Source organism: Pseudoalteromonas luteoviolacea (assembly GCF_018100925.1).
GTDB lineage: Bacteria > Pseudomonadota > Gammaproteobacteria > Enterobacterales > Alteromonadaceae > Pseudoalteromonas > Pseudoalteromonas obscura.
In genome coordinates this window covers 367,983-393,336 of sequence record NZ_JAGJEH010000007.1, presented here as the reverse complement: position 1 = coordinate 393,336, position 25,354 = coordinate 367,983, and the positions used below count along the sequence as shown (strand labels likewise).

The following is a 25,354-nucleotide window of genomic DNA, read 5'->3' as shown; positions in this document are numbered from 1 at the left end:
AGTCCACCTAGTTGATAATCGTTACTATTAGTCAGAAATATAGTAGAAAAATGTATAAGTGCCACTTGAGTACATGTTCGATATAAGATAAACAGACGCGTTTTTTAAAAAGAAGGAGGTGGCAAGGGTAAGAGTCATGCATAGCGTAAAAAAAAGCGCGCCATGGGCGCGCCAAAAGTCTTATTAAGACAGGGAAATCAACATGTTAAATAACTGCATTAGACATATCTACTAAAGTTGAAGGTGTGTATATGCGCTTACTCAACAGGGAAAAGTATATCTATAGCTACTGTTGCAATCATGACCTAAGGTGCAAATGGCTGTGCAAGCTTGTTACTCTTTGTAAAAGAGTTTTCGTATAGCACTATTTCGAGTACAAAAATAAATCGAAGCTGAACCAACAAACGAGTGGCATAGAAAAAGAACTAACCAATAAGTTTAAAGGTTCATCGGTATTATCTAGCTACTCAGGCTAAATTAACTTAGGTAACAGAGATAAGAGGGTAATAGGCTGGCAAAGCCAAGGGGTTGAAATGAAATCTCTTTGTTTAATTATGGTCGTTGTTTTGTCTGGGTGTACCCACACAAACTATACGCAGTTGAGCCTTGCCGAGCGGTTGGTGGGCATTTGGCATTATTCTGATCGTGGTACGAGTCACCATGATAGAAAAACATGTTTATTTAAAGAGTCTGGAAAGATTGAGTGCGATGTTGAGCAAAGCGGTTTTGCAAACGGGTTTGGCGACGCGCATTTTCACAAAACAACAGGCAGTTGGCGCATACACGTAACTCAGTTGACGGTGATAGAGGCGCCCACCTATGCACCAGATAAGGTGCATAGGTGGACAGTGAACGTCGACAAGTTGACCCAAAATCAAATGATATTGTCGAATGAGCGAGCGTATCGAGAAGTGTGGCAAAAAGTGACAGACTAACGGCTCAGATGTTAAGTGCTGCAAAACGGTACACACTAGTACCGCAATTATCCCATAAATATTTAAACTGCTTTTGCCATTTCAGTTTCGTAGGCTCGGTGTAGCAGGTTCTTGAGTGTATCCGATTGCTCAAACGATTCACTGTCAATGCCCTTTACACTCACTGCGGGTGTCCATGAATTCATAACAACCGCCCCTGTGAATGAACTGAGCTCATCGAGTGTTAATTGCGTGGTGCGTTGTGGCACATTTAACTTGGTCAATTGACGTTGTAACATACTCATCATGGTGCCTTTTAGCATTGCGGCGCTTGGCCAAATAACGTGATTGCCATCCCAAAAAGCGACATTCCAAATTGTCCCTTCGCTTATGCGACCTTGCTTATCGATAAATAATGCATCATCAAATCCGAGCGATTTAGCTTGATGCAGGTAGTAAGTTTTACCAATTTCCCCTACATGTTTTATTTCTGGTAAATGTCTTTCGTGTGGAATAGTAGTTAGCCTTAAAGGGCCTTGAGGCCCATTTGATGGTGCACTGGTGTTCACCAGTACATTGGGATGAGTATTCATACTACGAGTAGTAAATTCACCATGAGCAGAGTAAAGGGTCACGCTCAGCGAGCAATCATCGGAGGAATTTGCAATTGCTTCACGAATGTAAGATAGAAGTTGAGCGTCACTCACTGATTTACCAAAAAGGGTCAGTGAAGCTAGGCGCAATCGTTCTAAGTGTAAATCCACCCCTTTAACCTTGCCATTTCGTACTTGCATGGCACTGAAGTGTGCAAAGCCTGCAAATACTAATGGGTTAGTTTCTGAATTGGGCTGACGTCGGCCGTTGATAAAGACTTGTTGTACAACATCTTGATTTTTCATACTTTACTTCCGTTGAATTTGCTTTTGGAAGCCAATAATATAAACCCTCACAGTGCTGTTAGAGTCAAGAGCCATGTATGAAAATTGGTGAGTTATCCAAACTAACCGGCGTGAGTATACGAATGCTACGCTATTATGAGGAGCAAGGGCTTTTAAAGCCACGGCGGTCCGCTTCCGGATACCGTGATTATGATCAACGAGAAGTGCAAACATTAGAGAGAGTTAAGTTACTAAATTCTGCAGGCATGACCTTGAGCACCATCCAAGTATTTCTACCTTGTGTGCGTGGGGAGCGGCCTATTTTTGAGCCTTGTGATGAGTTGAGAGTGCTTCTAAACGCCCAATTGCGAGAGGTGGATGAAAAAGTCGCTCAGCTAGCACACAACAGGCATGTGCTCGCAGGTTTCTTACAAGAAATAGATGAAGGTGACGAATAACATAGGCGCAGTTAATTGTTTTTGAAAGTCTCTTCAACCCATCAGTATAACTTAAGTCTCACCGAAGGGGGAAGCGCATTTCAACATATCTATGAACTTTCTTACCTTAGGTATATGAATAATGTCACGGTGAACTAATATCCAGCTGTTGACTTGCCAGTGGTCGCCGATTGCGAGTTCATGGAGTAGATTGTTACTTTGCACAGCTTGTTTGGTGGCGATGGAGATCCCGCACCCAGCATGGAGTGCATGGTCCAGTACTTGATAAGAGTTGCTGGTGGTGACTATGTTACTGTGTGGAATGTGGGTATGGATCCACTCATTCCATGGCAAGTGCGCAATGCGTTCTGAGTTTGCTAGAAACTGATGCTGGGATACATTACCTGGTGTTGGTAGACCATGTTTTTCGATATACGTTTGGTGTGCACATAGAATTACGTCAATCCGCTGAAATGGAATGACAATATTGTCGAGTGTTTGTGGCTTTTCTCCCATTCGGATCGCTAGGTCCGCTTCCCCGTACTCTAGATCATATTTGCGAATATCACCGAGGATTTCAAAGCGCACATTCGGATATCGTGTCTGGAATTGCCGGATCACAGGAAAAAGTAAAACAGACAGTTCACTGACACAGGTGATCTTAAGAACGCCTTCCATCAGTGCACTTGGGTTGGTTGTTTTATCGATAAATTGCTTAAACTGTACATCGGTGATTTCCCCTAAACGCATTACCTCCAACCCCGCCTCAGTGGGAATATAGCCTTTGTCATTACGTTGGAATAACTTTACGCCAATGTGTGCTTCTAAGGCGTCAATGTGGCGCATCACCGTCGAGCGATGTATGCCTAAGTCTTCTGCCGTGGCACTGAGCGTTCTCAATTTTGCTAATCGATACGCTGTTTTAAATTCGGTCCATTTATCCATAGTCAGTATTGCGTTGCAAATATGCACATAAGGGTATTTTAATTACGCATTAAAAACAAATTTGCAACGGTATATGCTATCGCTCGTCTAGTGAGTGGAGAAAGTAAATATGAAAACCCAAGTATTGATCATAGGTGGAGGCTTTGGTGGCGTCACGGTAGCGCAAAAGTTACAAAAAAATGGGATCAAAACAACATTAGTCGATAGAAAAGATTACTTTGAGGTGACCTATGCAGTGTTAAGAGAGGTGGCTGACCCAGATAAAGCGAAAGGGTTAGCACGCAGGTATTATCGGGATATTTTAGCGGGGAGTTTTGTGCAAAGCGCAGTACAAGTGCTGCGCGATAACACTGCTTTACTTGAAAACGGCGAAATTATTAGTTTTGAACAAGTTGTAATTGCAACAGGATCCAAATACCCAACACTGCCTCTGGCAAAATCCATTGATGCGTCTACTTTACGTGATAGAGAAGGTGAGCTAAAACGCCACTATGACAAGCTCAAAAGTGCATCAGAGGTTTTAATCATAGGTGGCGGTGTTGTCGGAGTCGAGCTTGCTGGTGAAATTGCATATGCGATCGAAGGCGTCAATGTGACATTGGTGCACAAAGGTCATGCTGTTCTCGATGGCTTTAGTGAAAAAGCACAACGTAAAGCCCACCAGCAATTGGCCAATTTAGGTGTGCACATTAAATTGAAAAGTAACTATCAACAAAGTGGGAATAGCTATAAAGATGAACGCAGTGGGCATGAAATAACGCCGGATGTCGTATACATGGCCACAGGCACTAAACCAAACAATGCATTTTTACAGCCGCACTTTAAGCATCTGCTAAACGATAAAGGGCTTGTTGTTGTCAATGAACGCTTAGAAGTGGTTGGACAAGACAATTTTTATGCACTCGGTGATATTGCCGAAGTCGGAGAAGCAAAGCTTGGTTATCTTGCCGTAGAGCAAGGCAAATATTTGGCAAAGGCCATTGTGAACAAGCGTCAAAGGCAACCGAGCAAAGCATATAAACGCAATGCTTTTATGGCTCTAGTACCGACTGGACAAGAAACGGGGGTAGTCCAGTTGCCAATATTTACTTCAACATGTAAGCATCTAGTCAATTTAAAGCAAAAGGATTTGTTTATTGGTAAAACTTACAAAGAGTTTATGAAATAGCTAACGCTTTTTCATTTTGGAGGCTGTTGTTCAGCCCCAATGTTCCTTTTTTAAGTTGTACAGCTACGTCACTTAACTTGTGATTGTCCCCTGAAATTGACGGGTCCACGTCATATAAACTTACACATGCCTAAGCCGAGTTTTGTGCCATCACGAGCGGTAAAGCCAAACTTTTCGTAAAATGCTTCCTTCCCTTGGGCTGCTAGCAAACCAATCGTTGCACCAGACTGGCAGTTTTTATCCAGATAAGTACCGATTTTCCCCATAATTTGAGAACCTAGCCCAATATTTTGATGTTCGGGGTGAACAATGATGTCTTGAATGTAGAAGTACATGGAGCCATCACCGATAACGCGGCCCGTGCCTATTAGCTTCTTGTCACGATACGCAGAAACCCAAAATAATGTTGCACGCATACTGTTTGCTAGGGTGCTCAGCTGCGGATTAGACCAGCCAATCAATGCTCTGATCGCTGCGAATTCTTCGACTATTGGTGCTTGCTGTTTTAAAACAATGTTTGAGGTAGTCATTTTACTCCTTAAGTGGCGATGTTTGAGCAGAGTCAAATACTGTGGAGTTAGATACAGAGGAATTCACGCTCATGTTAAGTTAGATACTTTTTCTACAGCCTGCTATTTTTTGGGTCAAGTTTTATAGATAAAGTGTCGTCAGGAGAATGTAGTACACTATGTTTAGATCGGGACGTCGGTAATTTAATAGTTGAAAAGCACTCATAGAATGACAGTTAGTTGTTTACTGACATGGGCGAGAATAAGCAGTTATTGGGATTAAATTGCACCAACCCACCCTATCTGTTCAATTGCGGCGATTGGTCAGTGCAAAAAGGAGTTACTTTAATTAGCTACAAGGGCTACAAACAGCCCATGAATTACAAACTCCATTTAAGTGTTCGACAAGACGACTTAGCCTCGCTTGCTCCTGGCCGACAAATTCGTGAGTGACGATATTGTTAGCCGTGTACAATACATATCCGGGCGCGTCTCCATCAGCAATTGATTCTTGGTCAGAGTCTAAAAAGCTTGCACTTGGTAAGTTTTCGGTGATTTCTCGCTGTTGCTTGTCAGTGAGAGGCCAGTTATTAAATTCAATATAAAACTCAATGTTGTGTGTTTTATCGAAGTCAAAATCTCTTTCTTCTAATATGCGCAGTACATCGCCGTCTGCATCTGCTGGCCAGTTATTCATTCCGCTCATCGTAACTTTTCTTTCAATTAATAGAGTTCATTACTATGAGTCGTATTACGAGCTGGTAAATTTACTGCTTTTATTAAATTAATTTAAAGCCTATTGACTATCAGATTGGAGTTTCAGCTGGTGGGACGCGCACACTAATTTGTTGGCAGGTATTTTTGACGAGGGTAAAAAAGTTTAGCTGACAACTTAGTATTACTTGGCGTTTTCTTATGTGTGAGATAGCGAGCGGCATCCTTGCAAGCTCGTTTGCTTTCTTAATGTTAGTTCAAAGAAACACTGCCTACACTCAGATAGCCAAGTGCGCAGCTGTTGTAGCTAATATTTACCGGTTTACCAGCCATATACGCAGCCAATAACATTGAAACGCGTGTTTGATACTCTTCAGCTGATTTGAACTCCAAAAAAAAGCCATTGTTATATGTGCACTGAACACTGTTATCTGTGTTTGTGAAGCTTTTCAGTTGAACATAAACACCATTGCTTTGTGCTTTGATTGTGTGGATCTCTTTTAGCCCTGACCAAGCTGCACTTGCATTAAACGACAGTGCCAAAAAGGCAAATAGTGCTATTTTTTTCATTTTTTTGTTACTCGTATATTTTGTTTATTTTAGTAAATGGAAGAGGGAGCTCTTACGTGAGTCCCTATTTTAAATGCAAATGTATCGTGTAGATAGATTTAATGTGTGCAGAACTAAATTTGATGAATATTATTATACTTCAAAGAGCTACATCAAAGTGGTAACGTGTCATTTTGTTGGTGCATTGTGGTTAAAAGTGGATATGCAGTGCAGAGTGTTGAGTAGAAAATTACATACTCAACGTGCGGTTTAATCAATTATATAAAATCTAACATGTGCAAAAAGACCTTATCCAGTGCCGCTGTGTTTTGGTCTACATCTGACTTATCGAATTGATAATTGAAATGATTGAGCTCGGCTTCAATAAACTGATTAAGTATCGGAATTTGCGGCCCTAGTGCTTTTTCTGTAGTGTGCTGTTTTTCTACCACCAGTTTCTGGATCTCGTCAAACAAGGCACTGTCATCTACAACAGCTGTCACCAAGGCTGTAAACTCGATGGGGGGTGGGCTTTTAAAGCGCTCTATCCACCTTGCTGCACATAGTGCACGCAAAACATAGAGATATTTTTTACGCGGAACATATTCATTTTTCAAATAACCTCGATAGTTGTTTTTAGCCATATTGAAATAATGATACAACCCTCGTTCTGTTTTATAGTACTGTTTAAAAAGTGCCATCACCTGTGTTTGAAAGTGGTTATGGTTGATATAAACAATGGGTGATTGAAGCCATTCACCAATCGCTGGGTTTGAGACGCGCAGTAGTTTTAGTGCTTTTCTTAAATCCCAGCCATTAATATCAATATCGTCGACAATGGGGTATTCAATCACGTCTCTTTGGTCTTCTAGCATCACTGACAAATACCAATCTTTGGGATGGGCATAGATAAAGCGGACATCATAGTCACTATTAGGAGATGCAAACCCCCAAGCGCGGCTACCAGACTCAATGGCGTAAAGGACCTTTACGTTATGCTCTTGTTCAGTGCTTTTGATGCGTGTCATTATGTCATGGTGTATCTCTGGTGCGATGCTATATTCTGGTACGTTCATAGCTAATCCAAAAAAACTTTCCAAAGCTTGTCGTTAAGTTGTTGTGTTTTGATACAGGTCCCCGTTATTTGGCTGATCACATCAATATTGGTAGTGGTGTGGCTACTTAGCTGCGTGGTGGTAAAGCTGCCTTTTCCAGCCAGTACCATGGGCAGAAGTAATTGATCCGCCAAGTGCTCTTCAATTGCGGCGCCCGAGTTCAAATAAGCTTTTAGAGCGTCGACGGTTCTCTCGGCTACTTTTTCTGCGCTTAGACCAAGTTCACCCATTTGTTCGAACATGGCTACTTGATTTTGATGGCCAACACTTAAGTGAAAGCTATTGCCTTGCCCGTGTGCTGCGCAATTTAATATCTCTGTATGGGGCGCATTCCAACCAAGTCGCTTTTTCGCTTCTTCGATCTCTCTTTTTGCGACAGAGTTTTTTACCCCGGCAACAATTGACATCGCTTTACAGTGACTTTGTTGTTGTTCTAACTCTAATCCGGGTTGCTCAAACAGACAGGGTGATAATGTATCTGTAGGGTCGATATCTATTTGCCAACAGCCGCCACCAGCAGGGAAAAACCCCAACTTGGTGGTTTTTACTTGGCAAGAGATGCCCATAGTTTGAAGTGCTGGCAAAAATGAATGCTCAAAAAAGGTCAAAGAAGGAGACATGCCATTGTGCGTGCCGCCATGCAGTTTTAAGCTTGATGCCCTTCCTGCTAATACCAAGGGAAGCAATATGGTTTGACATACCAGCACGGTACTGCCCGCTGTGCCAATTTTGAATTCATACTCGCCTGGTTCGACTGCATTTGGGGTAAATTTAATATATTGTGAATTTAGCTCTGCGCCTTCAACAGCCGCATTACTGATCTGTTGTGCCGCAAGTACACAGGTCAAATGCTGTCGCATCAGTCCAGGCTTTTTACGGCCTGCACGAATGTTACGAATTTCGATGGGCTGATTGTTTAACATAGATAAGCTCAGTGAAGTTCTTAAAACTTGCCCACCGCCCTCGCCTTTTGAACCGTCTATGATTATTGTTTTTTTATGAGTCATTATTAACCTTTTACACATACTACTTGTTTTAATGTGTGCACGACTTCTACTAAATCTTGTTGTGCAGCCATTACCTTGTCTATATCTTTATAAGCGTGCGGGATCTCGTCGATGACCGCTTGGTCTTTGCGGCACTCCACGCCTTTTGTTGCCGCTACCTGATCTGCGATGTTGTAGGTCTTTTTAGCCTTGGTACGTGACATAACGCGACCTGCTCCATGGCTGCAACTATTGAAGCTATCTGGATTGCCAAGCCCCCTAACTATGTATGAGCGTGCCCCCATATTGCCAGGGATTATCCCCATTTCGCCTCTTTCTGCGCGTAAAGCCCCTTTACGAGTGACATAACATTGTTTTCCAAAGTGTTCCTCGCGGGAAATGTAATTGTGGTGGCAGTTAACTGCAACATCTATGGTCTCAAATGGAATTGGTAGTTCTTCGCGCAATGCTTTTAGAGCGTTAAACATCATTATCTCGCGGTTTTTGGCTGCGAAATCTTGTGCCCATTCTACGGCTTCAACGTAATCATCAAAATAGGCACTGCCCTCTTTTAAGTAAGCAAGATCCAAATCTGGCAAATGTTGTTGATGACGTTGCATTTCTTTTTTTGCGAGTTCAATAAAGTAAGTACCAATACGATTGCCTACGCCACGGCTGCCGGAATGCAGCATGATCCAAACAGATTGATGCTCATCTATACAGAGTTCTAAAAAGTGATTACCTGTGCCCATTGTACCCAAGTGGTTAACATGGTTGCTTTTAGCAATTGCTGGATGTTTATGACAAATTCTGTCGAATCGAGTTTCCAACGTTTGCCATTCTTTCGCCACCAGTTTGGGGATATTTCCCCATGCACCTTTGTCTCGCTTACCGCGATTGGCTGTGCGACCATGAGGCACTGCGGCTTCAAAAGCGCTGCGTATCGACTTGAGATTGTCAGGTAGGTCGCTGGCTTTTAAGGTTGTTCTCGTTGCGACCATACCGCAACCGATATCAACACCTACCGCTGCGGGGATCACTGCATCAATTGAGGGGATAACACTGCCTATGGTTGCTCCTTTTCCTAAGTGAACGTCAGGCATGACGGCAATGTGGCTATGCACAATGTCCATAGCTGCAATATTTTCTAGTTGTTGTTGTGCTGCTGGTTCAAATGGCACGCCTTTTGTCCACGCTTTAATCGGGTAATTATTGTCGTTCTTTATTACTTCGTATTGTTCTTTACACATTGGTTTTCCCTTATTGGTGACTTAGTTTCACGGCGTTATTCATCAGCCCTTCCAGCCCGCCATAGACAGTTAGGCTATCTATTTTGTCAGCGATCTTTTCAAGTGCTTCGAGCTCTTTTAGACGCATTAATGTTGGGTTGTTCTCCATCACTTTTGCTGTGTTGTGTAAACTTCGGGTCGCTGCTGTTTCTTCGCGCCGTTTAATAACATTGGCTTCGGCCGCTTTTTGTGCTTCTACAACCTGGTTTAATATCGATTTCATCTCACCGGGTAAGATGATGTCCTTCATGCCAACATTAACTAGCTTGACGCCTACGGCTTGCAATTGAGTTCCAACAATGTCTCTTAGGGTTTCGTTTATGTATAGTTTGTCGAGTAACAAGTCATCTAGGTTTTGCGTTCCTACAGCTTCTCTCAGTGCCAACTGCAATATGTTGTAGGCGAACGACATAACGTCCTCAGTGCTTTGTGAGGCGATAACTGCATCAGTGACTTGTATACTCGCAGTTAGATTTATACGTAGACTCACCCTGTCTTTGCTTAAGATTTCTTGACCAGATACCTCAAGCATTTGGGCACGACAGTCGAATACTTTTAGTTCAATGTCTCGATTAAACTGCCACATACCATAGTGACCAGGCGGCAGCTTTCTAACTAGCACATTGTCGACATAGAGCAACCCGATATGCTCACTCTCAATTGATACATCGACAATAGGGTTACAGCTCACAGCCGTCTCGCTCTTAAAGAGTTTTGCTGCGCAATTGAGACCCAATCTATTTACGTTTGCCATTGTGGCTGCATTGACATATATATTTTCGCTGATATCCACTCTCTCCAAATGGATATCTCCAGCGTCTTTCCATAAGTACAGGTGTTCGCCGGGAGGGACGATGCCTTTTAAAACCTGATTTACATACAGCAGCCCTACTTCCTGCGCTCCAATAACTTGATGTGACATACTCTTAATTGTTTTATTTTTGTCATATATATCTGCACCGTCACGCGCTGTTATTGTGCGACAGTCAAAGCTTTTAAATTCATAGTCGCGATTAAATTGCCATACACCATAGCGACCTGGTGGCAGCTCTTTAACAAGTTGATTATCGGCAAACAAAAAGCCAACATGGTCGCGTTTTACCGTCATCTCGTAAATAGGCTTACAGGCGCTGGTTTTAGCGCTTTTAATAAGTTTAGAGGCGAGGTTTAGTCCCGCTTTTTCAATGAGTTTTAATGTACTGTCTGCGACGTAAAATTGAGTTGTGAGATCAATTTTCTCTAACCGGATATCCCCTGCATCTTTCCAAAAATATAGATCTTCGCCCGGTGCTACGACCCCTTTTAGCGTGTCATTTAAATACAGTAGGCCAACTTCTTGTTCTGTGAGTTTAAAGTGGCTTATATGTGATTGTAGTGCTGGGTATGTGTGGTACATACGTACAGCATCAGGTGCTGTAAAGTAAAGTGTGTCGATATTGAAAGTTACAAACTCTAGTTCGTTTTTAAAGTCCCAAAAACGGTGCTTTCCGGGTGTAAGTACACGGTCAAAATGTTTATTCCTATATACCAGTACGCGTTTCGTCTCAGCGACAATTTGTTGTTTTATAAATTTCATATTTTTAATCCTTATACTGCATGGTAGCGGCCTGCTAGCTATGACCTAATTGGCTTGATAACTGCGTCTTTGGGGAGCATCCAGCTTGCCAACGACGGGAGTTACCTTGCGAGTTTTGCCTGAGTGTTAGCGGCGGCTACGTGCAAAGTTTTGAGCTTTACAGCCCAGTAAATTTGTATCAATCAAAGATGATTTGTATTTTATTTATGGTGATTAGAGCGGGACTCGAACCCGCAACAAACGAAAACTATGTTCGCGGCTCTACCATTGAGCTATCTATCAAAAATGGGGAGTCGAACCCCGCACCTAAGTGTTTTCCATTTTGAGTAGTTAATATCGGAATACGTGCTTACAGAGTAAGTCGCACCGTGGTGTTATTTAGAAACACGCTATCAAGCTACAGACTAGATATATCAAATGGTGTGCCAAGCATATGAAAAATACGGTGGTATTTTTTTAAGTTTATGATTTTTAATGTTTAAATTTGTTTTAATTAAGTTTTTAACTGGAATAAGGCTTGTGCTTATTTTGTTTTAATGTTTCTATTTAGGTATTAATTTATCTATTTGGATATGTGATTTGAAGGGAGTAGTAGCGGTAAGTCTGCTTGGGACCCAGTTAGATTTCGTCGGTAAGCGAGTGGATAGGTGGCAACGCTGGCGGCCTAATATTTCGTTAGTCAGTCAAGAAGACCTCATTATCAATAAGCTGTACCTATTACATGGTGAACGGAGTTTTCGACTTGCCAACAATATTGCTGTTGATATTGAGACCGTATCACCAGAAACATCGGTACAACTGGTTGAAACTAACTTTGAAGATCCTTGGGATTTTGGGGAGGTATATGCCAAGCTCTATGACTTTTGCCAGACCATCGACTTTGACCTAGATAGTCGAGAGTATTTGTTTCACATTACTACCGGTACGCATGTTGCGCAAATTTGTAGCTATTTATTAACTGAAAGCCGTCAATTTCCCGGACGATTAGTACAAACGTCCCCAGATCCTAATAATGAAAATAAATCAGTTGGCCAGGTTCATACAATTGATTTGGACTTGTCTAAGTATGATCAATTAGCTCAGCGTTTTGATATTGAGCATCAGCAGGGTGAAAGCTTTCTCAAAGGGGGAATAGAGACAAAAAACCCTGCTTTTAATCGCCTCATTACGCAAATTGAAAAAGTGGCTATTCGCTCTAGTGCGCCTATCTTATTAACCGGCCCCACAGGTGCTGGGAAAAGCCAACTGGCAGCAAGAATTTACCAACTAAAAAAGCAGCGCAATACTTTGCGGGGTGATTTGGTCGTGGTGAATTGTGCAACGCTTAAGGGAGAGAATGCCATGGCTGCTTTATTTGGGCATACCAAAGGCGCATTTACTGGCGCACAGCAAGCACGAGACGGTTTTTTAATGGCAGCAGACAATGGCCTACTCTTTCTTGACGAGGTCGGTGAGCTAGGGCTTGAAGAGCAAGCAATGCTATTACGGGCAATAGAAAATAAGCAATTTCACCCTGTTGGTAGCGATAGAGAAGTGAGCAGTCAATTTCAATTAATAGCGGGCACAAACCGGGATTTAAAAGCAAATGTAGAGCGCGGCACGTTTCGAGAAGATTTATTGGCACGGATAAATTTATGGACATACCAGCTACCAGCATTGAAAGACCGTCGTGAAGATATTGATGCCAATATTGACTTTGAGCTGGACAAATATAGCCAAGAGCAAGGGCGTCGAGTCAGATTTAACAAAGAAGCACGTATGGCGTATTTAAACTTTGCCCACAGTGAACGTGCAACATGGCAAGGCAATTTTAGAGATCTAGGATCATCGATGATCCGTCTTGCCACACTCGCTGACGGTTCAAGGATCAGTAAAGATGATGTAGACGATGAAATAAGTCGATTACAAAGAGATTGGCAATCGACCAACGCTACTCTGCACGGATCTTGCTTAATTCATATTTTGAGCGATGGGCAAATTGCCAGTTTAGATGCGTTTGACCGTCAGCAGTTAGAATATGTAGTCACCGTTTGTTTGCAAAGCCCGAGTATGGCAGCTGCAGGGCGCGTGTTATTTGATGTGAGCAGGACTCAAAAATCCACGGCGAATGATTCCAGTCGATTGCAAAAGTACTTGGCAAAGTTTGGTATTAAGTGGCGAGATATTGCAGCAGCAAAGTAGCACATAGCCTGTGTAGGTAAACATCTGTAATACCCATTTACAGAACTTTTACTACACTAAACAAGGAATTAGTGACGCAAATTAGAAGGAAAACGAACATGCGAGTCGTAAGTATATTATGTGGGCTGTTGATACTGGCCAGCTGTAGTAGCCCAAAGCCCCTTAAAAAAGCGGAAGTGATCACGGCGTACTCAATGCTTGCGCCGAGTAGTCAAGGCGACACCTTGATTTATATTCGGGCCATCATACCGGGTATTCACACCAAGCATCAGGTTTGTCCAGTATTGGAAAGTGAAAGTGGTGAGCGAAGTCAAATGCGCATTCGAGGTTTGCATCCAGGTGATAACTTTCCTGTCACTGTATGTGAAGCAACCGCGAAGGCAGGCATTGCATATATGGTGGGTGGCACAGAGCTAAAGTTTGACGCAATAACTTTGAACCCCAAGTATATTCAAGTGTATGGAGATTCAGGGTGTAAAGCACATGTGTGCAATGGAAATGGACCCGCAGAGCCGTTTAAAACCTTGATAACAGAAGGTGCAAAACGTGACGTTGATCTTATTTTGCATATGGGGGATTACAATTATCGAGGTACCAGTGGCAGTATCAGTAAAGGTGTCTATGCCTACGATGCTGGCGATGGTGGATATGGCGGGAAAACCTGCGGTTTAGAAGAAACCTACTATAGCCAAAATGCACAGGGGAGTCCGAAACCGGATACTTGGCGCGCTTGGCGTGCAGACTTTTTTAGTGCTGCTGAGGCTATTTTGACCAAAGCGCCATGGGTGTTCGCTAGAGGAAACCATGAGCTTTGCAGTCGCGCGGGTCTAGGCTGGTTTTACTTTTTCGGTCCAGGTTCAGAATTAAAAGAAGGTATTGTACAAAGCGCTTGCCCCGCACAGGGGGACTTTGCTCAACCTTTAAGTTCAGCGGTTTCTGCGATAACCATGATAGATCCCTATATGCTCAAGCTTGATAAGCACAATATTTGGGTTCAAGACTCGGCCAACGCTTGTGACGACAGGTTTTCAAATGCGCTTACAGCTCAGTATCAAAGCCAATATGAATCACTGCAAAAATTTGCCAGCAAATATCCCAATAAACCTATTTGGACAGTGACGCATAGGCCGCTTTGGGGCGTCAACAATGTCGCAACTGACAATACGTTGAATATTATGTTGCAGCGAGCGTTAGCAGATACGCCTTTGGGGCGTTTACCAGAGCAGGTTACGCTCGCTTTATCTGGTCATATGCATATCTATCAATCTTTGAGTTTTGACAAACAATATAGGCGACCACCGCAAATTGTGGTTGGAAATAGTGGTGTGAGCCTGAGTGAGGAATTGCCTTATACAAGCTTTGAAGCTGTCATTGATGGGCTTGAAGCCAACGGAAATGAGCAGGCCAAATTTGGTTTTTTAGAGCTTGAACTGGACCGCTACTCTGGTTGGTATGGACGATTTTTTGACCAACAAGGCGAAGCGTTCTTGCGCTGCGATTCTCAATTTGCTGCGCGTGATGAGCAAGTATGTCAGTGAGTGAGCTGCAATTGAGCGCATAAGGTAAATGTTTGATGTGGTATTTTGTGTATGAACAATTGTTCGAGCCAAACAGCCACATCACTATCCCTTTTGACGAGTGGGCGGCCCCTGCTGAATACCTTGAATTGAGGCATATTATTGATAAATCGTGATTGATTAAGAACGTTCTAATATTAAGCGAAAAAACGCTTTGTATTGATTGGCACTGAAATTTAAGTTGATGTGTTCTTAGGCATCTGAGTACGCAGCATAATTTATAGCGTTGAATCAGTTTTACTTCTTGTTATCTTTTTTACCTTCAAATTGCACGGTTAACCAATTATCGTTTTTATCAAAGTACATCGTCTTTACGGCCCCCATACCTCTAAAGTTAACTAGGTTAATTTGCTGAGGCCAAATGTCTCTTAATACGCCGTGGCGCATTTGTAAGCCTTTCAATGGAATACTTTTAGTGTATTGTGCATCTTGATACACCCATAAGTATTTGTTATCTATTTCGTATGTGGGCTTGGACAAGGCCAGTGCTTGTCCGCTTAGTCGCCTAAGCGACGTTTGAGTGTACACATAGTCAATGAATTGCTGTTGTATTTTTTTGTCCTGATGGATGCTCCTTGTGTCATTAAACAAATGAACAACAGCATGCTCTAAATCATGTAAATGAAATCGATACTCAATTTTTATGTACCCACTGTCAGGCAATACTTTTGCCGTTGCTAGGGAAACTTTTAACTTGTGTGCTTGACTTGGCAGAGCCCAAATCAAGCTGAGCCCGGCAAAAAGCCAAGTTCTCATAAATCTCACTCCTTAACTTTAAAGTGATAGTGTTTACTCACTTACGTATAGTCTACTTTATTTTGCAATTGTTGAAGAGGATTATTGTGATTTTTTGTCGATTCTAGCAAGTGGTTTGTCGACTTTTTGACCTCTTTGGTTTGTTGAGATAATATCACGTTTTTGCTTTGTGTTGGGTTAACCACATAATCTTCATCATATTTAGGATCAAATGTAATAAATTGTATGAGTGAGCTTTAGGTTCAGAAATTGTTCAGCTCTTTCTATTAGGCTAGATGAGTAGTCGAGAGTGATGAGAAAATGACAATTTTTATTGTATGCCAAGTGCTCATTTTTCATATTTATTGTCTCTATTTTGAAAAAAAATTTAAAAACCCCAGATTTACTGTTGATATTTGGCATTATTTATCATTAAAATCGCGCTCTTCCTTATTTTGGGTAAAACTGGCGTTAGTTTTGCTCATTGATTAATACCCGTTTATAGAAAAAATGTGGTGAGCGGTATGGACTTTTACATACTAAAAAAACAAGAGAAGTTAGTAGCGATACCTGCTGACGAACAAAATTGTAAAGCGTATATTGAAAACGGCTATTGTTATGTAGACAAGGTGGCTGCGTGCAACGAGCGAGCAGCCATAAAACGATTGGAAGCAAAACAAAGTAAGCTTTACAGAGCACCAATGTTACTATTATTGGCGTTGCCACTATTAATTTTTGCTTGGTGGCGATTGAGCTATTAATAATTAGCCCCAAGCAATGTTATATTAGCGTTCCTAAATAGGAAAGGAACGCTGTATGAAGGTTGTACACACATCAGACTGGCACCTCGGCCAACAATTTTTCGAACATAATAGATATGAAGAACATCAGGCTTTTTTAGACTGGCTTGTTCAAGAGCTAGTGCAAGTCGACGCTGATCTATTGATAGTCAGTGGTGATATTTATCATACAGCAACTCCCCCAGCATCTGCCGAGCAGCAGTTGTATGCGTTTATCAAACAGGCCAAGTTGAGCTTACCTCATCTGCATATTGTGATCATTGCCGGCAATCACGACTCCGCTAACCGTATTGAGACTGCCAAACCTTTGTTACAGCAATTTGACACCTATGTGGTTGGTCGATTTGACAAAAATCAACCACAGAATGTTGTGAAGTTAATTGAAACACGCCATGGCCTAGTCAATATAGTTGCTATGCCATTTCTACGCAGTGCTGACATGGCACAGGCTGACAGTGAAGACAATGGGTATGCACGTGCTGTAAAACACGCCTATGATTCTGCCTACAAACAGCTTAAAGATGTAACACTACCTGTGATAGCAATGGGACACCTACATGCCAAAGGCGGCGATATTTCCTCTGATTCTGAGCGCAACATTACCATAGGTGGATTTGATTCAATTCATGCGGATGTATTTGGCGACACACCTGATTATGTTGCATTGGGGCACTTGCACAAAGCTCAAAAAGTCGCAAATGATGAGACAATTCGCTACAGCGGTACCCCATTCCCGATGTCCTTTGCCGAGCGAAACTATAAACATCAAGTCGTATTGATTGAGTTTAGCGGCAAACAAATCAGCAGTATTACTTCTCGGTTTGTGCCAAGGCACAAAGAAGTGATCTTATTACCTGAAAAAGGAGGGGCAACGCTAGATGAATTGTGCGATGCACTCCAGAACTTGGAGTTACCGCAAGACGGTGAAATACCAAAACCGTATTTGCGACTGCGTTTAAATGCGAATGAAACGGACAGCCAGTTCCGTTTCAAGATTGAGCAGGCTCTTGCTGATAAACGAGTACACTTTTGTGGTATTGAACGTGTTTCAAATGCAGTGGAAGGTGAAGCGGATTTACTGTTTGAAGATTTAAGTAAGGTGAATGAACTTGCGCCTTTGACCTTATTAGAGCTGGCTTATAAAGAGCAGATCGATGGGAAATCATCGCTCCCAGTTGAGTTAAAAAAATGTCTAGAAACGGTGTTAGTGGCAATCAATGAGCAAGAGGGATCATGAAAATACTGACAATACAGGTAAAAAACCTTGCTTCACTGCCTGAAGCTTCTATTGACTTTACAGCGCCACCCCTTAAAGACACAGGGCTATTTGCCATTACCGGAGAGACCGGAGCAGGGAAAAGCACCTTATTGGATGCCATTTGCTTGGCATTTTACGGTAAAACAGCGCGCTTAAAGTCTGACTCCAAAAATAAAGTGTCATTTAATGGGGACGAAATAAAACTCAGCGATCCAAGACACTTATTACGCCGAGGAACTGTGTCGGGGTTTGCTCAAGTGGGTTTTATCGGTCAAGATGCAGAGCAATATACAGCTCGTTGGCAAGTTGCTCGGGCACGCAATAAAGTCGATGGCCGTATAAAAGAAGCAGAATTGCTTTTATTAGATGCAACGGGCGAACAAGTACTTGCACAAAAATCTGTGGCCAAGCAAAAGTTGCTGCAATTAATCGGCTTGAGCTTTGAGCAGTTTACGCGCGCGGTGTTGTTGGCGCAGCATGATTTTGCTGCATTTTTAAAGGCCAATGCCGATGAGCGAGCACAGTTATTAGAGTGTCTCACCGCGACTGAGCAGTTTAGTCGCGTGGGGAAAACGATTTTTGAGTTTCACAAACAAAAGTCTGAAGCACTATCTTTGTTTAAACAAAAGTTAGGTGATATTGAATTACTCAGTGATGATGAGCTTCAACAAAAGCAGCTTCAGTTAAGTGAGTTCAAAGAAAAGCAAGGTCAGTTACACCAAGAGACAAAAAGCCTTGAACAGCAACTAGCTTGGTATGTAACCAAGGCAAAACTAGAGCAGCAATTAGATGCACTCAATAAAACACTGCTTGAACAAGAGGCTGTGATTTCTGAGCACAGTGAATCGTTCAAGCGGGCGCATTTGGCGGAGTTATCTCAGCAGGTTTCAGATAACCGGGCACAAGCTGTGCAGTTGACAACGAGCATACAACGTATGCAGGACGACATCGTCTCTTTGACAGCAGTTGATATTCAAAGTGAAATTAATGCGCAGAATGACCTACTTGACGCGTGTACAGAGAAGCTTTCGCAGGCACAAGCGCTGTGGCAGAAGCACCAGCCAGATATCGCTAAGGTGGCTGAATATGATCAAACCTATAATGAACATATTAAACTCGCGGCACAGTTTCGCACGCAAGTTACTCAGCAAGCTACGCTAGAACATCAATATGTAAATGAATTAAACGGGCTGCGAACACAATTGACCGCACTTGAGCATGAGCAAGCCTTAGTAGAGAGTTTGATTTCTCAGTCTCCAAAAATGGGCACATTGGCTTCATCTTGGCCTGAAACTCGCGAAGTATTGCAGCAAACGCTTCGTGCTCATGATGACTTAAAAGCGATAGCGAATGAGAAGTGCACACTTGAAGCTAAGTGCCAAGATGCAAACCAAGCGGTTATGCAATCTCAACCTCAATGTGCTGAGTTAGAAAATCAAGTTGAGGGAATGCAGGCCGAAGTCAATCAGTTGCAACACCGTCTGAATGAGTTGGATTATGAAAAGTTACAATTCCACAAATCTCAACTGATTAAGGCTCAGCAAGCATTTGCACAGCAGACAGAGCTCAATAATGATTCGCTGCAATTACAGGCTCAAATTGATGGATTGCGTCATCAACAACACAGTGCGGATACGCAGCGCAAAGATGCTGAGCACCAAGATGAACTAACACGGCAACAGCTGATGTTAACTCAAGAAAACTTACATCAGGTTAAGTTACGTGCCAGTGATAATATCAGTGCGCTGCGCAGTCAGCTTGAGCACGGAAAAGAGTGTATGGTCTGTGGTGCCACAGAGCATCCCTACCGGGTAGATCATATTGATAGTCACTGGCAACAATTGATCCGTGACTTTGAAGGACAGTTTCAAGCTGCAGAGCAAGCTAGGCAGCAAACACAGGCACGTTACCATGATGTTGTTTCTCAGCTAGAACAAGTTAATGGTCAGCTTCAAGCTGCGCTGCAACAAAAGGCACAATTGGTCAAAAAGCAGCAGATTAATCAAACTTTGTTAAGCGAACTTCCCGAGTCGCTTAGAGATTTTAATAGCCATGCAGAGCAATTGCAGGATATAGACAAAAACCTGTCTTTATATAGCGAACTAAGCAAAGTCCAGCAACAAAAATGGCAAGTGTTGCAAAGCAGTTCACAGCAATTGCAAACGCAGCGCGAAACCTTAACGCAACATCAACAACAACTTCAGGCGTTTGAGCAATCGTACTCGGCATTGAAGCAGCGAGAGGCCGAACTGATTGATTTGAGTTCGCAACTAGCCAAACGTGTTACGCAGGTATATGACCATACTGATTGGTTGGCTCAGTTCAAAGAGGGGCCTGTTGAAGCAATCAAGGTTTTGTCTGAACAAGTCACAGCGTTTATTGAACTGCAAGATAAGGCTGCGAAAATTGTTAAATCAATAGAGCAATGCGCGCCACAACTGACCACAACGCAAACGTTGCTGGACAAGGTTACAACTCAGTTGCAGGGCTTAAATACCGAGATCACTAAACACCAACAACAGGCTGAAGCGGCGCGAAGTAGTAGAAGTCAATTATTGGTCCTTGAAGTGACTTCGGATCAGTGGCGTCAGCAACTGCAAGATGGTATGACACAGGCACAACAACAAGTTCAGGCACAAAAAGACATGCTAAGTGCTATGAACAAGCGACATGATGAGCAGGCACTGCGAATAAAGCATTTACAGCAGCAGTGCGAAGAGTATCAAGTCGAACTTGAAAAAAATCAGGCCCGCTTTGATGAGTGGCTCAAAGAGACACAAAACCAATATCCAATATTGGATATTGCATTGGTTGATGAATTGCTTGGGTGGCAGTCATTACAATGGCAAGCGTTACTAACCCAATCACAACAATTAGAACAGCAACGAAATGGCACTCGTTCCCAGTTAGATCACGTAAGACAAAACTTGAGTGAGCATGCAGAGCAAGCACAACCGAGTCTAACAGAGGTTGATTTGACCGCTGCCGTAGAGAAATTAAATGGTCAGCAAACTGAGTTGCAAGCGCATATTGTGACTGTTTCTGTGGCTTTACAAACACACCAAGACAACATAGATAAATTACAGGCGCAGCAAAGCACCTTGAATCAAATGCAAACTGATTATGAGCACTGGCATTTACTCAATCGCTTGCTCGGTGACGCGACTGGTAAGACAATGCGTAACTTAGCGCAAACCCAAACCCTGAAAATACTCTTACATTATGCAAATCACCATTTAACTAGCCTATCACGTCGCTATCGCCTCACTGTGATTGGACAATCACTTGAAATAGCGATTATTGACAGAGATATGGCTGATGAGCAACGCAGTGTGAACACATTGTCAGGGGGGGAATCATTTTTGGTGTCTTTGGCCTTAGCGTTGGGTCTGGCTTCGCTGTCCTCCAATCAAGTGCAAATTAACTCTTTGTTTATCGATGAAGGGTTTGGCACACTTGATCCGGAAACTCTGAGTGTCGCTTTGGATGCATTAGATGCGTTGCAATCTCAAGGGCGAAAAGTTGGCGTGATATCCCATGTTGCACAAATGACGGAGCGTGTTGCTACGCAAATTCGAATTAAAAAACAATCGGGCGGATATTCAACCGTCAGCACTAAGGAAAGTTAAAGGGGAAAGAGATGCCGACATTTACCGGTGATGAAGCACTGAGTTATGATCAACGAATTGGAAAGCTGGTGCCTGGGTATGAATTACTGCATCACACGACTGCGGCACAGCTGGGCGTAATGCTTGAGCAAAATGCAACTATCTTGATTGTGGGCGCGGGCACAGGTAAAGAAGTAATTGAGCTGGCTCAATACAATCCCACTTGGCATTTTATTGTACAAGATGTTTCGGCCGATATGTTGGCCATCGCAGATCAGCATTTTACCAACTTAGGACTGAGCGACAGAGTCACCATCCATCATGGCCCTTTGTTGCAAGGCCAGTACCAAGCGGATGTGGCTCTGTGTTTATTGGTTATGCACTTTGTTAAAGACGACGGTAGTAAAATGAATTTGTTCGAGCAAATATGTGCAAACTTGGGCACTGCCGGAGCACTTTTTTTGGCCGATCTTACGTTGCCGGAGACCTCATTCGAGCGAGAAGCACAGCTAAATTACTGCCAAAAGCACTTGGGGTTATCTGAAGTAGGTGTTACTACTATGCGCAGCAATTTTATAAATGAGTTTTATCCAATAGATACAGCGCGCCTGGACGAGCTTGCTAAATATGCCGGTTTTGATTCGCCTATATCGTACTTTAAAGCGCTAGGCTTTAGCGCTTTCATCCTTAATAAGCGTGATTGTTCAGCTTGAATGGTCTTGAATAAGCTCAACCAGCTTGGTGATTTTTATGTTGCTAAGCTGACGATAGTCAAAATACGGACATACGATAACTTTATTTATGCGGTCAATCGCAAACTCTTCGTCTATCCATACCATTGAGTGGGTAAAATCGTGATCTCTTAATAACCGCTTGGCGTAAGTTCGGCCTGCGATAATATGCCATTGATAGCTGTTTCGCTCTAAATTTGGGGGAGAAAACAGTAATGCCTCTTGGCTATGGCTTTGTAACAAGGCATTGTCACGATAATGTTGCCATGTTCCAGTACCTTTGCTCTGGTTAGTAAAATGATGATCTGGATGCTGCAACTGGGCAATAAACTTGCCGTAAACATTGAATAGCTTGCGCCAACCATTACCGCATTCTTGATTGATATAGTCTATCTCCCCCTGCTGTAGTGGAATGACATCCTGTAGATTTATGTATTTTTCTAGGTTTGGACGGCGTTCAACATAGACGGCCAAAACCCCTTTTGCTGCCCCAAAACCGTGAGTTAGTATTTTCATGGACTGTAACGTTATTTCAAAGACTTAAAATTTTACCAGCCAGCAGATCGCCCGGCGCTAAATGGCCGTATTGACCAAGGTAGGGATTGTATCAGCCCACTCAACAATTTAGGAGGATAGCGCTTTGAAATTAACTCAATTGTCGAAAATAGGTGTTATTGGTTTATTACTAATATTGACGGCTTGTACGGGTGTCCCCAAAGGTATCACGCCCGTCAATAATTTTGATCTACTGCGTTACCAAGGTACATGGTATGAAATTGCTAGGCTCGATCATCGTTTTGAGCGAGGAATGCAAAATGTGACTGCAACCTATACGTTAAATGAAGATGGCAGCGTAGCGGTTATTAACCGAGGCTATGTCACGGATACAAGTACTTGGAAACAAGCTAAAGGGGTAGCCAAGTTTGTATCTTCACAAGACATCGGTCATCTGAAAGTATCATTTTGGGGGCCTTTCTATGGTAGCTATATTGTATTTAAGCTAGACCACGCTCACTATCAGTACGCTTATGTAACTAGTTATGATAGGGAGTATCTATGGTTATTGTCGCGTACACCTCATGTACCTCAAAGGGTTTTGGAGGACTTTAAAAAGACTGCCAAAGACTCTGGCTATGCGATTGATGAGTTAATATTTATGCAGCATGAGGATGTTTGACAGTGTAAAGCCCCTTTACAGTAATCTTGATATTGTCTTGTTTATGACCAAAAAGTTTCATCTTTCATCAACTTAAATGTCATTACTTCCGGTCAGGCTATGTGCGCCTATTAAAAACCCAATGTAGCAACAAATAAATCGGAGTAATAAAAATGAAGCGCATAGCCTATTCGTTAATTGCCTCAGCCGTCACTTTGGCACTAACGGCATGTAGTGGAGATGATGGTGCACCAGGAGTTCAAGGTCAACAAGGTATTCAAGGTGAACAAGGGACCGCAGGGCCTGCTGGTGAAAATGGTTCAAACGGGATCAATGGAGCTGATGGCACTAATGGTAAGGATGGCACTAATGGTATTAATGGCGAGAATGGCGTTGATGGAGCCAATGGCACTGACGGTGCTGATGGAGAAAAAGGCACAGACGGCGTAGATGGAATTGACGGCGTTAATGGTGCTGATGGTATCAATGGCGGTACCGGTCTAGTGCGGATCGCGACTGTACCTAGAGGCTCGGAAGTAACGGGGATTTTCTTAACTGAGCAAGGTGACCTATTTTTTAACGCGCAACACCCTAGCGATGAAAACACGGCGGTAGATAGCTTTAACAATCGTCCATTTAATACAGGAACAGTGGGCGTACTTACTGGTGTTAACTTCAATAAACTGCCTCGCAATTTAGTTGATGCTCCACTTCATGCAACTGAATTTGAGGAACAAACAGTTGTAACTGCAATAGGCCAATACCAAATCTTAGGTCAAAGTGGTGACACATTTAATGACCTAGGAACAAACAGTTTAGCGGGTGGACTCGGTGTAATCTACGGTATGACCTCAGGCAACGAAATCATTAAAAATGACATGCCAGATTTTAATGGTTTTATCTATGAATCAGAAAACTCAGGTTATTTGTTCACCAACTGGGAAGATTACCCAGGCGGCATGAGCCGTTTGAAAATGAGCAAGAGCGAAAATGGCCAATGGAGCGTTGAGCAGGCCATGATGATCGACTTCGACTCAGTAAAAGGCACAGCGGCAAACTGTTTTGGCTCAGTATCTCCTTGGGGAACTCCGCTGACCTCAGAAGAGTGGATTGTCAATTCGGCTGTTGATACAACCACAGCTCCAGAGTGGAATGCACCGGTTGTAAGCACCCGTTTGACTCAATTTAGAGAGTTTTTAGCACCTGAATCACCGAACCCATATCGTTATGGCTACATTGCAGAAGTAAAATCTCCGATGGCAGATAAGCCTGTTGTTGAAAAACATTATACGATTGGGCGATATGAGCATGAAAATGCAGTTGTCATGCCTGATAGACGCACTGTTTACTCCTCTCAAGATGATACCGGTGGTGTGCTGTTCAAATTTGTTGCCGATACCGCTGAAGATCTTAGCTCTGGTACTTTATATGGCGCAAAGCTTATGCAAGATAAAGGCTTATCAGATCCAGCTGTTACAGGGTTTGACATTGAGTGGATAGAGATTGCAACGGGTACTAACGCAGCTATTTTAGATTGGATAGTTGAGTATGATGGCATTACGCCTGAAAGCTATGTAGATGGTAAAACCAACTATATTTCCATGGAAGATGTAGAGGCTTGGGCGAATGGCAATGCAACCTACCCTACTGAAGCGCTAGGCGGATCACCTGTAACAGCCGGTAAACCTATGGATGACCGTGTGGCATTTTTAGAGTCACGCCAAGCGGCACGTCTTAAGGGCGCAACCGCAGAATGGCGTAAGCTTGAAGGTTTGGCAATAAACCATGATCGTGTGCTTGAAGCTGTGACTGGTCAAGATGTGATCGCAGGTGAAGTAGTAGAAAAAGCCTACTTATATATAGGTATCGCAGATATCGATAACACCATGATTGATGGCCAAGGCGACATTCAATTGTCTGCTCGTGTAAAAGATTGCGGTGGTGTATATCGCGCGCACATTGATAACAACTATAGCTTAACCCGTATTGAACCTGTTGTGATGGGCTCAACTTATCGTTCATCGCTGGATGCTTCTGAGCGTTGTGATGCAAGTCAATTAGCGCAGCCTGACAATGTTGTTGTTATGCGTGACGGTCGTATTCTTATCGGAGAAGATCACAGTTCATCTTGGAAGTACAACAACACATTGTGGATGTATGACCCTAAATCAAAATAACAATTAGTTACTGAGGCGGTGCTGCGCACCGCTTTTTTTAGCATTAAAAAT

Annotated in this window: 22 protein-coding genes and 1 tRNA gene; 11 read left to right on the top strand and 12 right to left on the bottom strand. The window is 42.8% G+C overall.

What is annotated here, in order from left to right; all coding sequences use genetic code 11:
- Nucleotides 1-533: 533 nt before the first annotated feature.
- Nucleotides 534-935 carry a hypothetical protein gene (locus J8M00_RS17260; protein WP_211011771.1) on the top strand — a complete coding sequence of 134 codons (402 nt, stop codon included), beginning with the start codon at nucleotides 534-536 and terminating at the stop codon, nucleotides 933-935.
- Between the two features lie 62 nt (nucleotides 936-997).
- Here the strand turns inward: J8M00_RS17260 and J8M00_RS17255 are convergent, their stop codons facing one another.
- Entirely contained in the window at nucleotides 998-1,813 is an 816-nt protein-coding gene (locus J8M00_RS17255; RefSeq protein WP_211011770.1) for an aminotransferase class IV family protein, read from the bottom strand.
- A gap of 77 nt (nucleotides 1,814-1,890) precedes the next feature.
- On the opposite strand from J8M00_RS17255, the gene J8M00_RS17250 reads away from it, so the two are divergent.
- Nucleotides 1,891-2,250: a MerR family transcriptional regulator gene (locus tag J8M00_RS17250; protein WP_211011769.1), complete on the top strand. Its 360-nt coding sequence runs from the start codon at nucleotides 1,891-1,893 to the stop codon at nucleotides 2,248-2,250.
- A gap of 51 nt (nucleotides 2,251-2,301) precedes the next feature.
- Here J8M00_RS17250 and J8M00_RS17245 read toward each other — a convergent pair whose 3' ends face one another.
- Nucleotides 2,302-3,174 (bottom strand): LysR family transcriptional regulator, encoded by an 873-nt coding sequence (locus J8M00_RS17245; RefSeq protein WP_211011768.1) that lies wholly within the window; start codon nucleotides 3,172-3,174, stop codon nucleotides 2,302-2,304.
- 109 nt (nucleotides 3,175-3,283) lie between these two features.
- Between J8M00_RS17245 and J8M00_RS17240 the strand changes: the two genes are divergently transcribed.
- Nucleotides 3,284-4,342, top strand: coding sequence for an NAD(P)/FAD-dependent oxidoreductase (locus J8M00_RS17240; protein WP_211011767.1), 1,059 nt, complete (start codon nucleotides 3,284-3,286; stop codon nucleotides 4,340-4,342).
- Nucleotides 4,343-4,452: 110 nt separating this feature from the next.
- Here the strand turns inward: J8M00_RS17240 and J8M00_RS17235 are convergent, their stop codons facing one another.
- The 8 genes from J8M00_RS17235 to J8M00_RS17200 all read right to left on the bottom strand — a co-directional run bounded on the left by J8M00_RS17235 (nucleotide 4,453) and on the right by J8M00_RS17200 (nucleotide 11,361).
- Nucleotides 4,453-4,872, bottom strand: coding sequence for a GNAT family N-acetyltransferase (locus J8M00_RS17235; protein WP_211011766.1), 420 nt, complete (start codon nucleotides 4,870-4,872; stop codon nucleotides 4,453-4,455).
- A 328-nt stretch (nucleotides 4,873-5,200) separates the two neighbouring features.
- Nucleotides 5,201-5,548: a ribonuclease E inhibitor RraB gene (locus J8M00_RS17230; RefSeq protein WP_211011765.1), complete on the bottom strand. Its 348-nt coding sequence runs from the start codon at nucleotides 5,546-5,548 to the stop codon at nucleotides 5,201-5,203.
- A 269-nt stretch (nucleotides 5,549-5,817) separates the two neighbouring features.
- Nucleotides 5,818-6,135 (bottom strand): hypothetical protein, encoded by a 318-nt coding sequence (locus J8M00_RS17225; RefSeq protein ID WP_211011764.1) that lies wholly within the window; start codon nucleotides 6,133-6,135, stop codon nucleotides 5,818-5,820.
- A 257-nt stretch (nucleotides 6,136-6,392) separates the two neighbouring features.
- Nucleotides 6,393-7,190, bottom strand: a complete 798-nt coding sequence (locus J8M00_RS17220) for a nucleotidyltransferase domain-containing protein (protein WP_211011763.1) — start codon at nucleotides 7,188-7,190, stop codon at nucleotides 6,393-6,395.
- 2 nt (nucleotides 7,191-7,192) lie between these two features.
- Nucleotides 7,193-8,236, bottom strand: a complete 1,044-nt coding sequence (gene rtcA, locus J8M00_RS17215) for an RNA 3'-terminal phosphate cyclase (protein ID WP_211011762.1) — start codon at nucleotides 8,234-8,236, stop codon at nucleotides 7,193-7,195.
- A 2-nt stretch (nucleotides 8,237-8,238) separates the two neighbouring features.
- The gene (locus J8M00_RS17210) at nucleotides 8,239-9,465 is read right to left on the bottom strand and encodes an RtcB family protein (RefSeq protein ID WP_211011761.1); all 1,227 of its coding nucleotides are present in this window, start codon (nucleotides 9,463-9,465) and stop codon (nucleotides 8,239-8,241) included.
- Nucleotides 9,466-9,475: 10 nt separating this feature from the next.
- Nucleotides 9,476-11,080, bottom strand: a complete 1,605-nt coding sequence (locus J8M00_RS17205) for a slipin family protein (RefSeq protein ID WP_211011760.1) — start codon at nucleotides 11,078-11,080, stop codon at nucleotides 9,476-9,478.
- A gap of 207 nt (nucleotides 11,081-11,287) precedes the next feature.
- A tRNA-Leu gene (locus J8M00_RS17200) sits at nucleotides 11,288-11,361 on the bottom strand.
- A 298-nt stretch (nucleotides 11,362-11,659) separates the two neighbouring features.
- Between J8M00_RS17200 and rtcR the strand changes: the two genes are divergently transcribed.
- Both rtcR and J8M00_RS17190 read left to right on the top strand, forming a co-directional pair.
- Nucleotides 11,660-13,261: an RNA repair transcriptional activator RtcR gene (gene rtcR, locus J8M00_RS17195; RefSeq protein ID WP_211011759.1), complete on the top strand. Its 1,602-nt coding sequence runs from the start codon at nucleotides 11,660-11,662 to the stop codon at nucleotides 13,259-13,261.
- A gap of 98 nt (nucleotides 13,262-13,359) precedes the next feature.
- Nucleotides 13,360-14,799 (top strand): metallophosphoesterase, encoded by a 1,440-nt coding sequence (locus J8M00_RS17190; RefSeq protein WP_211011758.1) that lies wholly within the window; start codon nucleotides 13,360-13,362, stop codon nucleotides 14,797-14,799.
- 276 nt (nucleotides 14,800-15,075) lie between these two features.
- Here the strand turns inward: J8M00_RS17190 and J8M00_RS17185 are convergent, their stop codons facing one another.
- Nucleotides 15,076-15,594 (bottom strand): DUF6702 family protein, encoded by a 519-nt coding sequence (locus J8M00_RS17185; RefSeq protein WP_211011757.1) that lies wholly within the window; start codon nucleotides 15,592-15,594, stop codon nucleotides 15,076-15,078.
- 503 nt (nucleotides 15,595-16,097) lie between these two features.
- On the opposite strand from J8M00_RS17185, the gene J8M00_RS17180 reads away from it, so the two are divergent.
- The 4 genes from J8M00_RS17180 to J8M00_RS17165 are packed head-to-tail and all read left to right on the top strand — an operon-like array spanning nucleotide 16,098 to nucleotide 21,952.
- The gene (locus J8M00_RS17180) at nucleotides 16,098-16,334 is read left to right on the top strand and encodes a hypothetical protein (RefSeq protein ID WP_023400100.1); all 237 of its coding nucleotides are present in this window, start codon (nucleotides 16,098-16,100) and stop codon (nucleotides 16,332-16,334) included.
- Between the two features lie 55 nt (nucleotides 16,335-16,389).
- On the top strand, nucleotides 16,390-17,610 hold the full coding sequence (locus J8M00_RS17175) for an exonuclease SbcCD subunit D (protein WP_211011756.1): 1,221 nt from the start codon (nucleotides 16,390-16,392) through the stop codon (nucleotides 17,608-17,610).
- Entirely contained in the window at nucleotides 17,607-21,260 is a 3,654-nt protein-coding gene (locus J8M00_RS17170) for an AAA family ATPase (RefSeq protein ID WP_211011755.1), read from the top strand. The genes J8M00_RS17175 and J8M00_RS17170 overlap by 4 nt, the downstream gene beginning before the upstream one ends.
- An 11-nt stretch (nucleotides 21,261-21,271) precedes the next feature.
- Entirely contained in the window at nucleotides 21,272-21,952 is a 681-nt protein-coding gene (locus J8M00_RS17165; protein WP_211011754.1) for a class I SAM-dependent methyltransferase, read from the top strand.
- On the opposite strand, the gene J8M00_RS17160 is transcribed toward J8M00_RS17165, so the two are convergent.
- Nucleotides 21,944-22,486 (bottom strand): DUF6942 family protein, encoded by a 543-nt coding sequence (locus tag J8M00_RS17160; RefSeq protein ID WP_211011753.1) that lies wholly within the window; start codon nucleotides 22,484-22,486, stop codon nucleotides 21,944-21,946. The two genes, J8M00_RS17165 and J8M00_RS17160, sit on opposite strands and share 9 nt — an antisense overlap.
- Before the next feature lie 124 nt (nucleotides 22,487-22,610).
- Between J8M00_RS17160 and J8M00_RS17155 the strand changes: the two genes are divergently transcribed.
- Together J8M00_RS17155 and J8M00_RS17150 are read left to right on the top strand one after the other, a co-directional pair.
- The gene (locus tag J8M00_RS17155) at nucleotides 22,611-23,147 is read left to right on the top strand and encodes a lipocalin family protein (protein WP_247687434.1); all 537 of its coding nucleotides are present in this window, start codon (nucleotides 22,611-22,613) and stop codon (nucleotides 23,145-23,147) included.
- A 152-nt stretch (nucleotides 23,148-23,299) separates the two neighbouring features.
- The gene (locus J8M00_RS17150; protein ID WP_211011752.1) at nucleotides 23,300-25,303 is read left to right on the top strand and encodes an alkaline phosphatase PhoX; all 2,004 of its coding nucleotides are present in this window, start codon (nucleotides 23,300-23,302) and stop codon (nucleotides 25,301-25,303) included.
- Nucleotides 25,304-25,354: the final 51 nt, after the last annotated feature.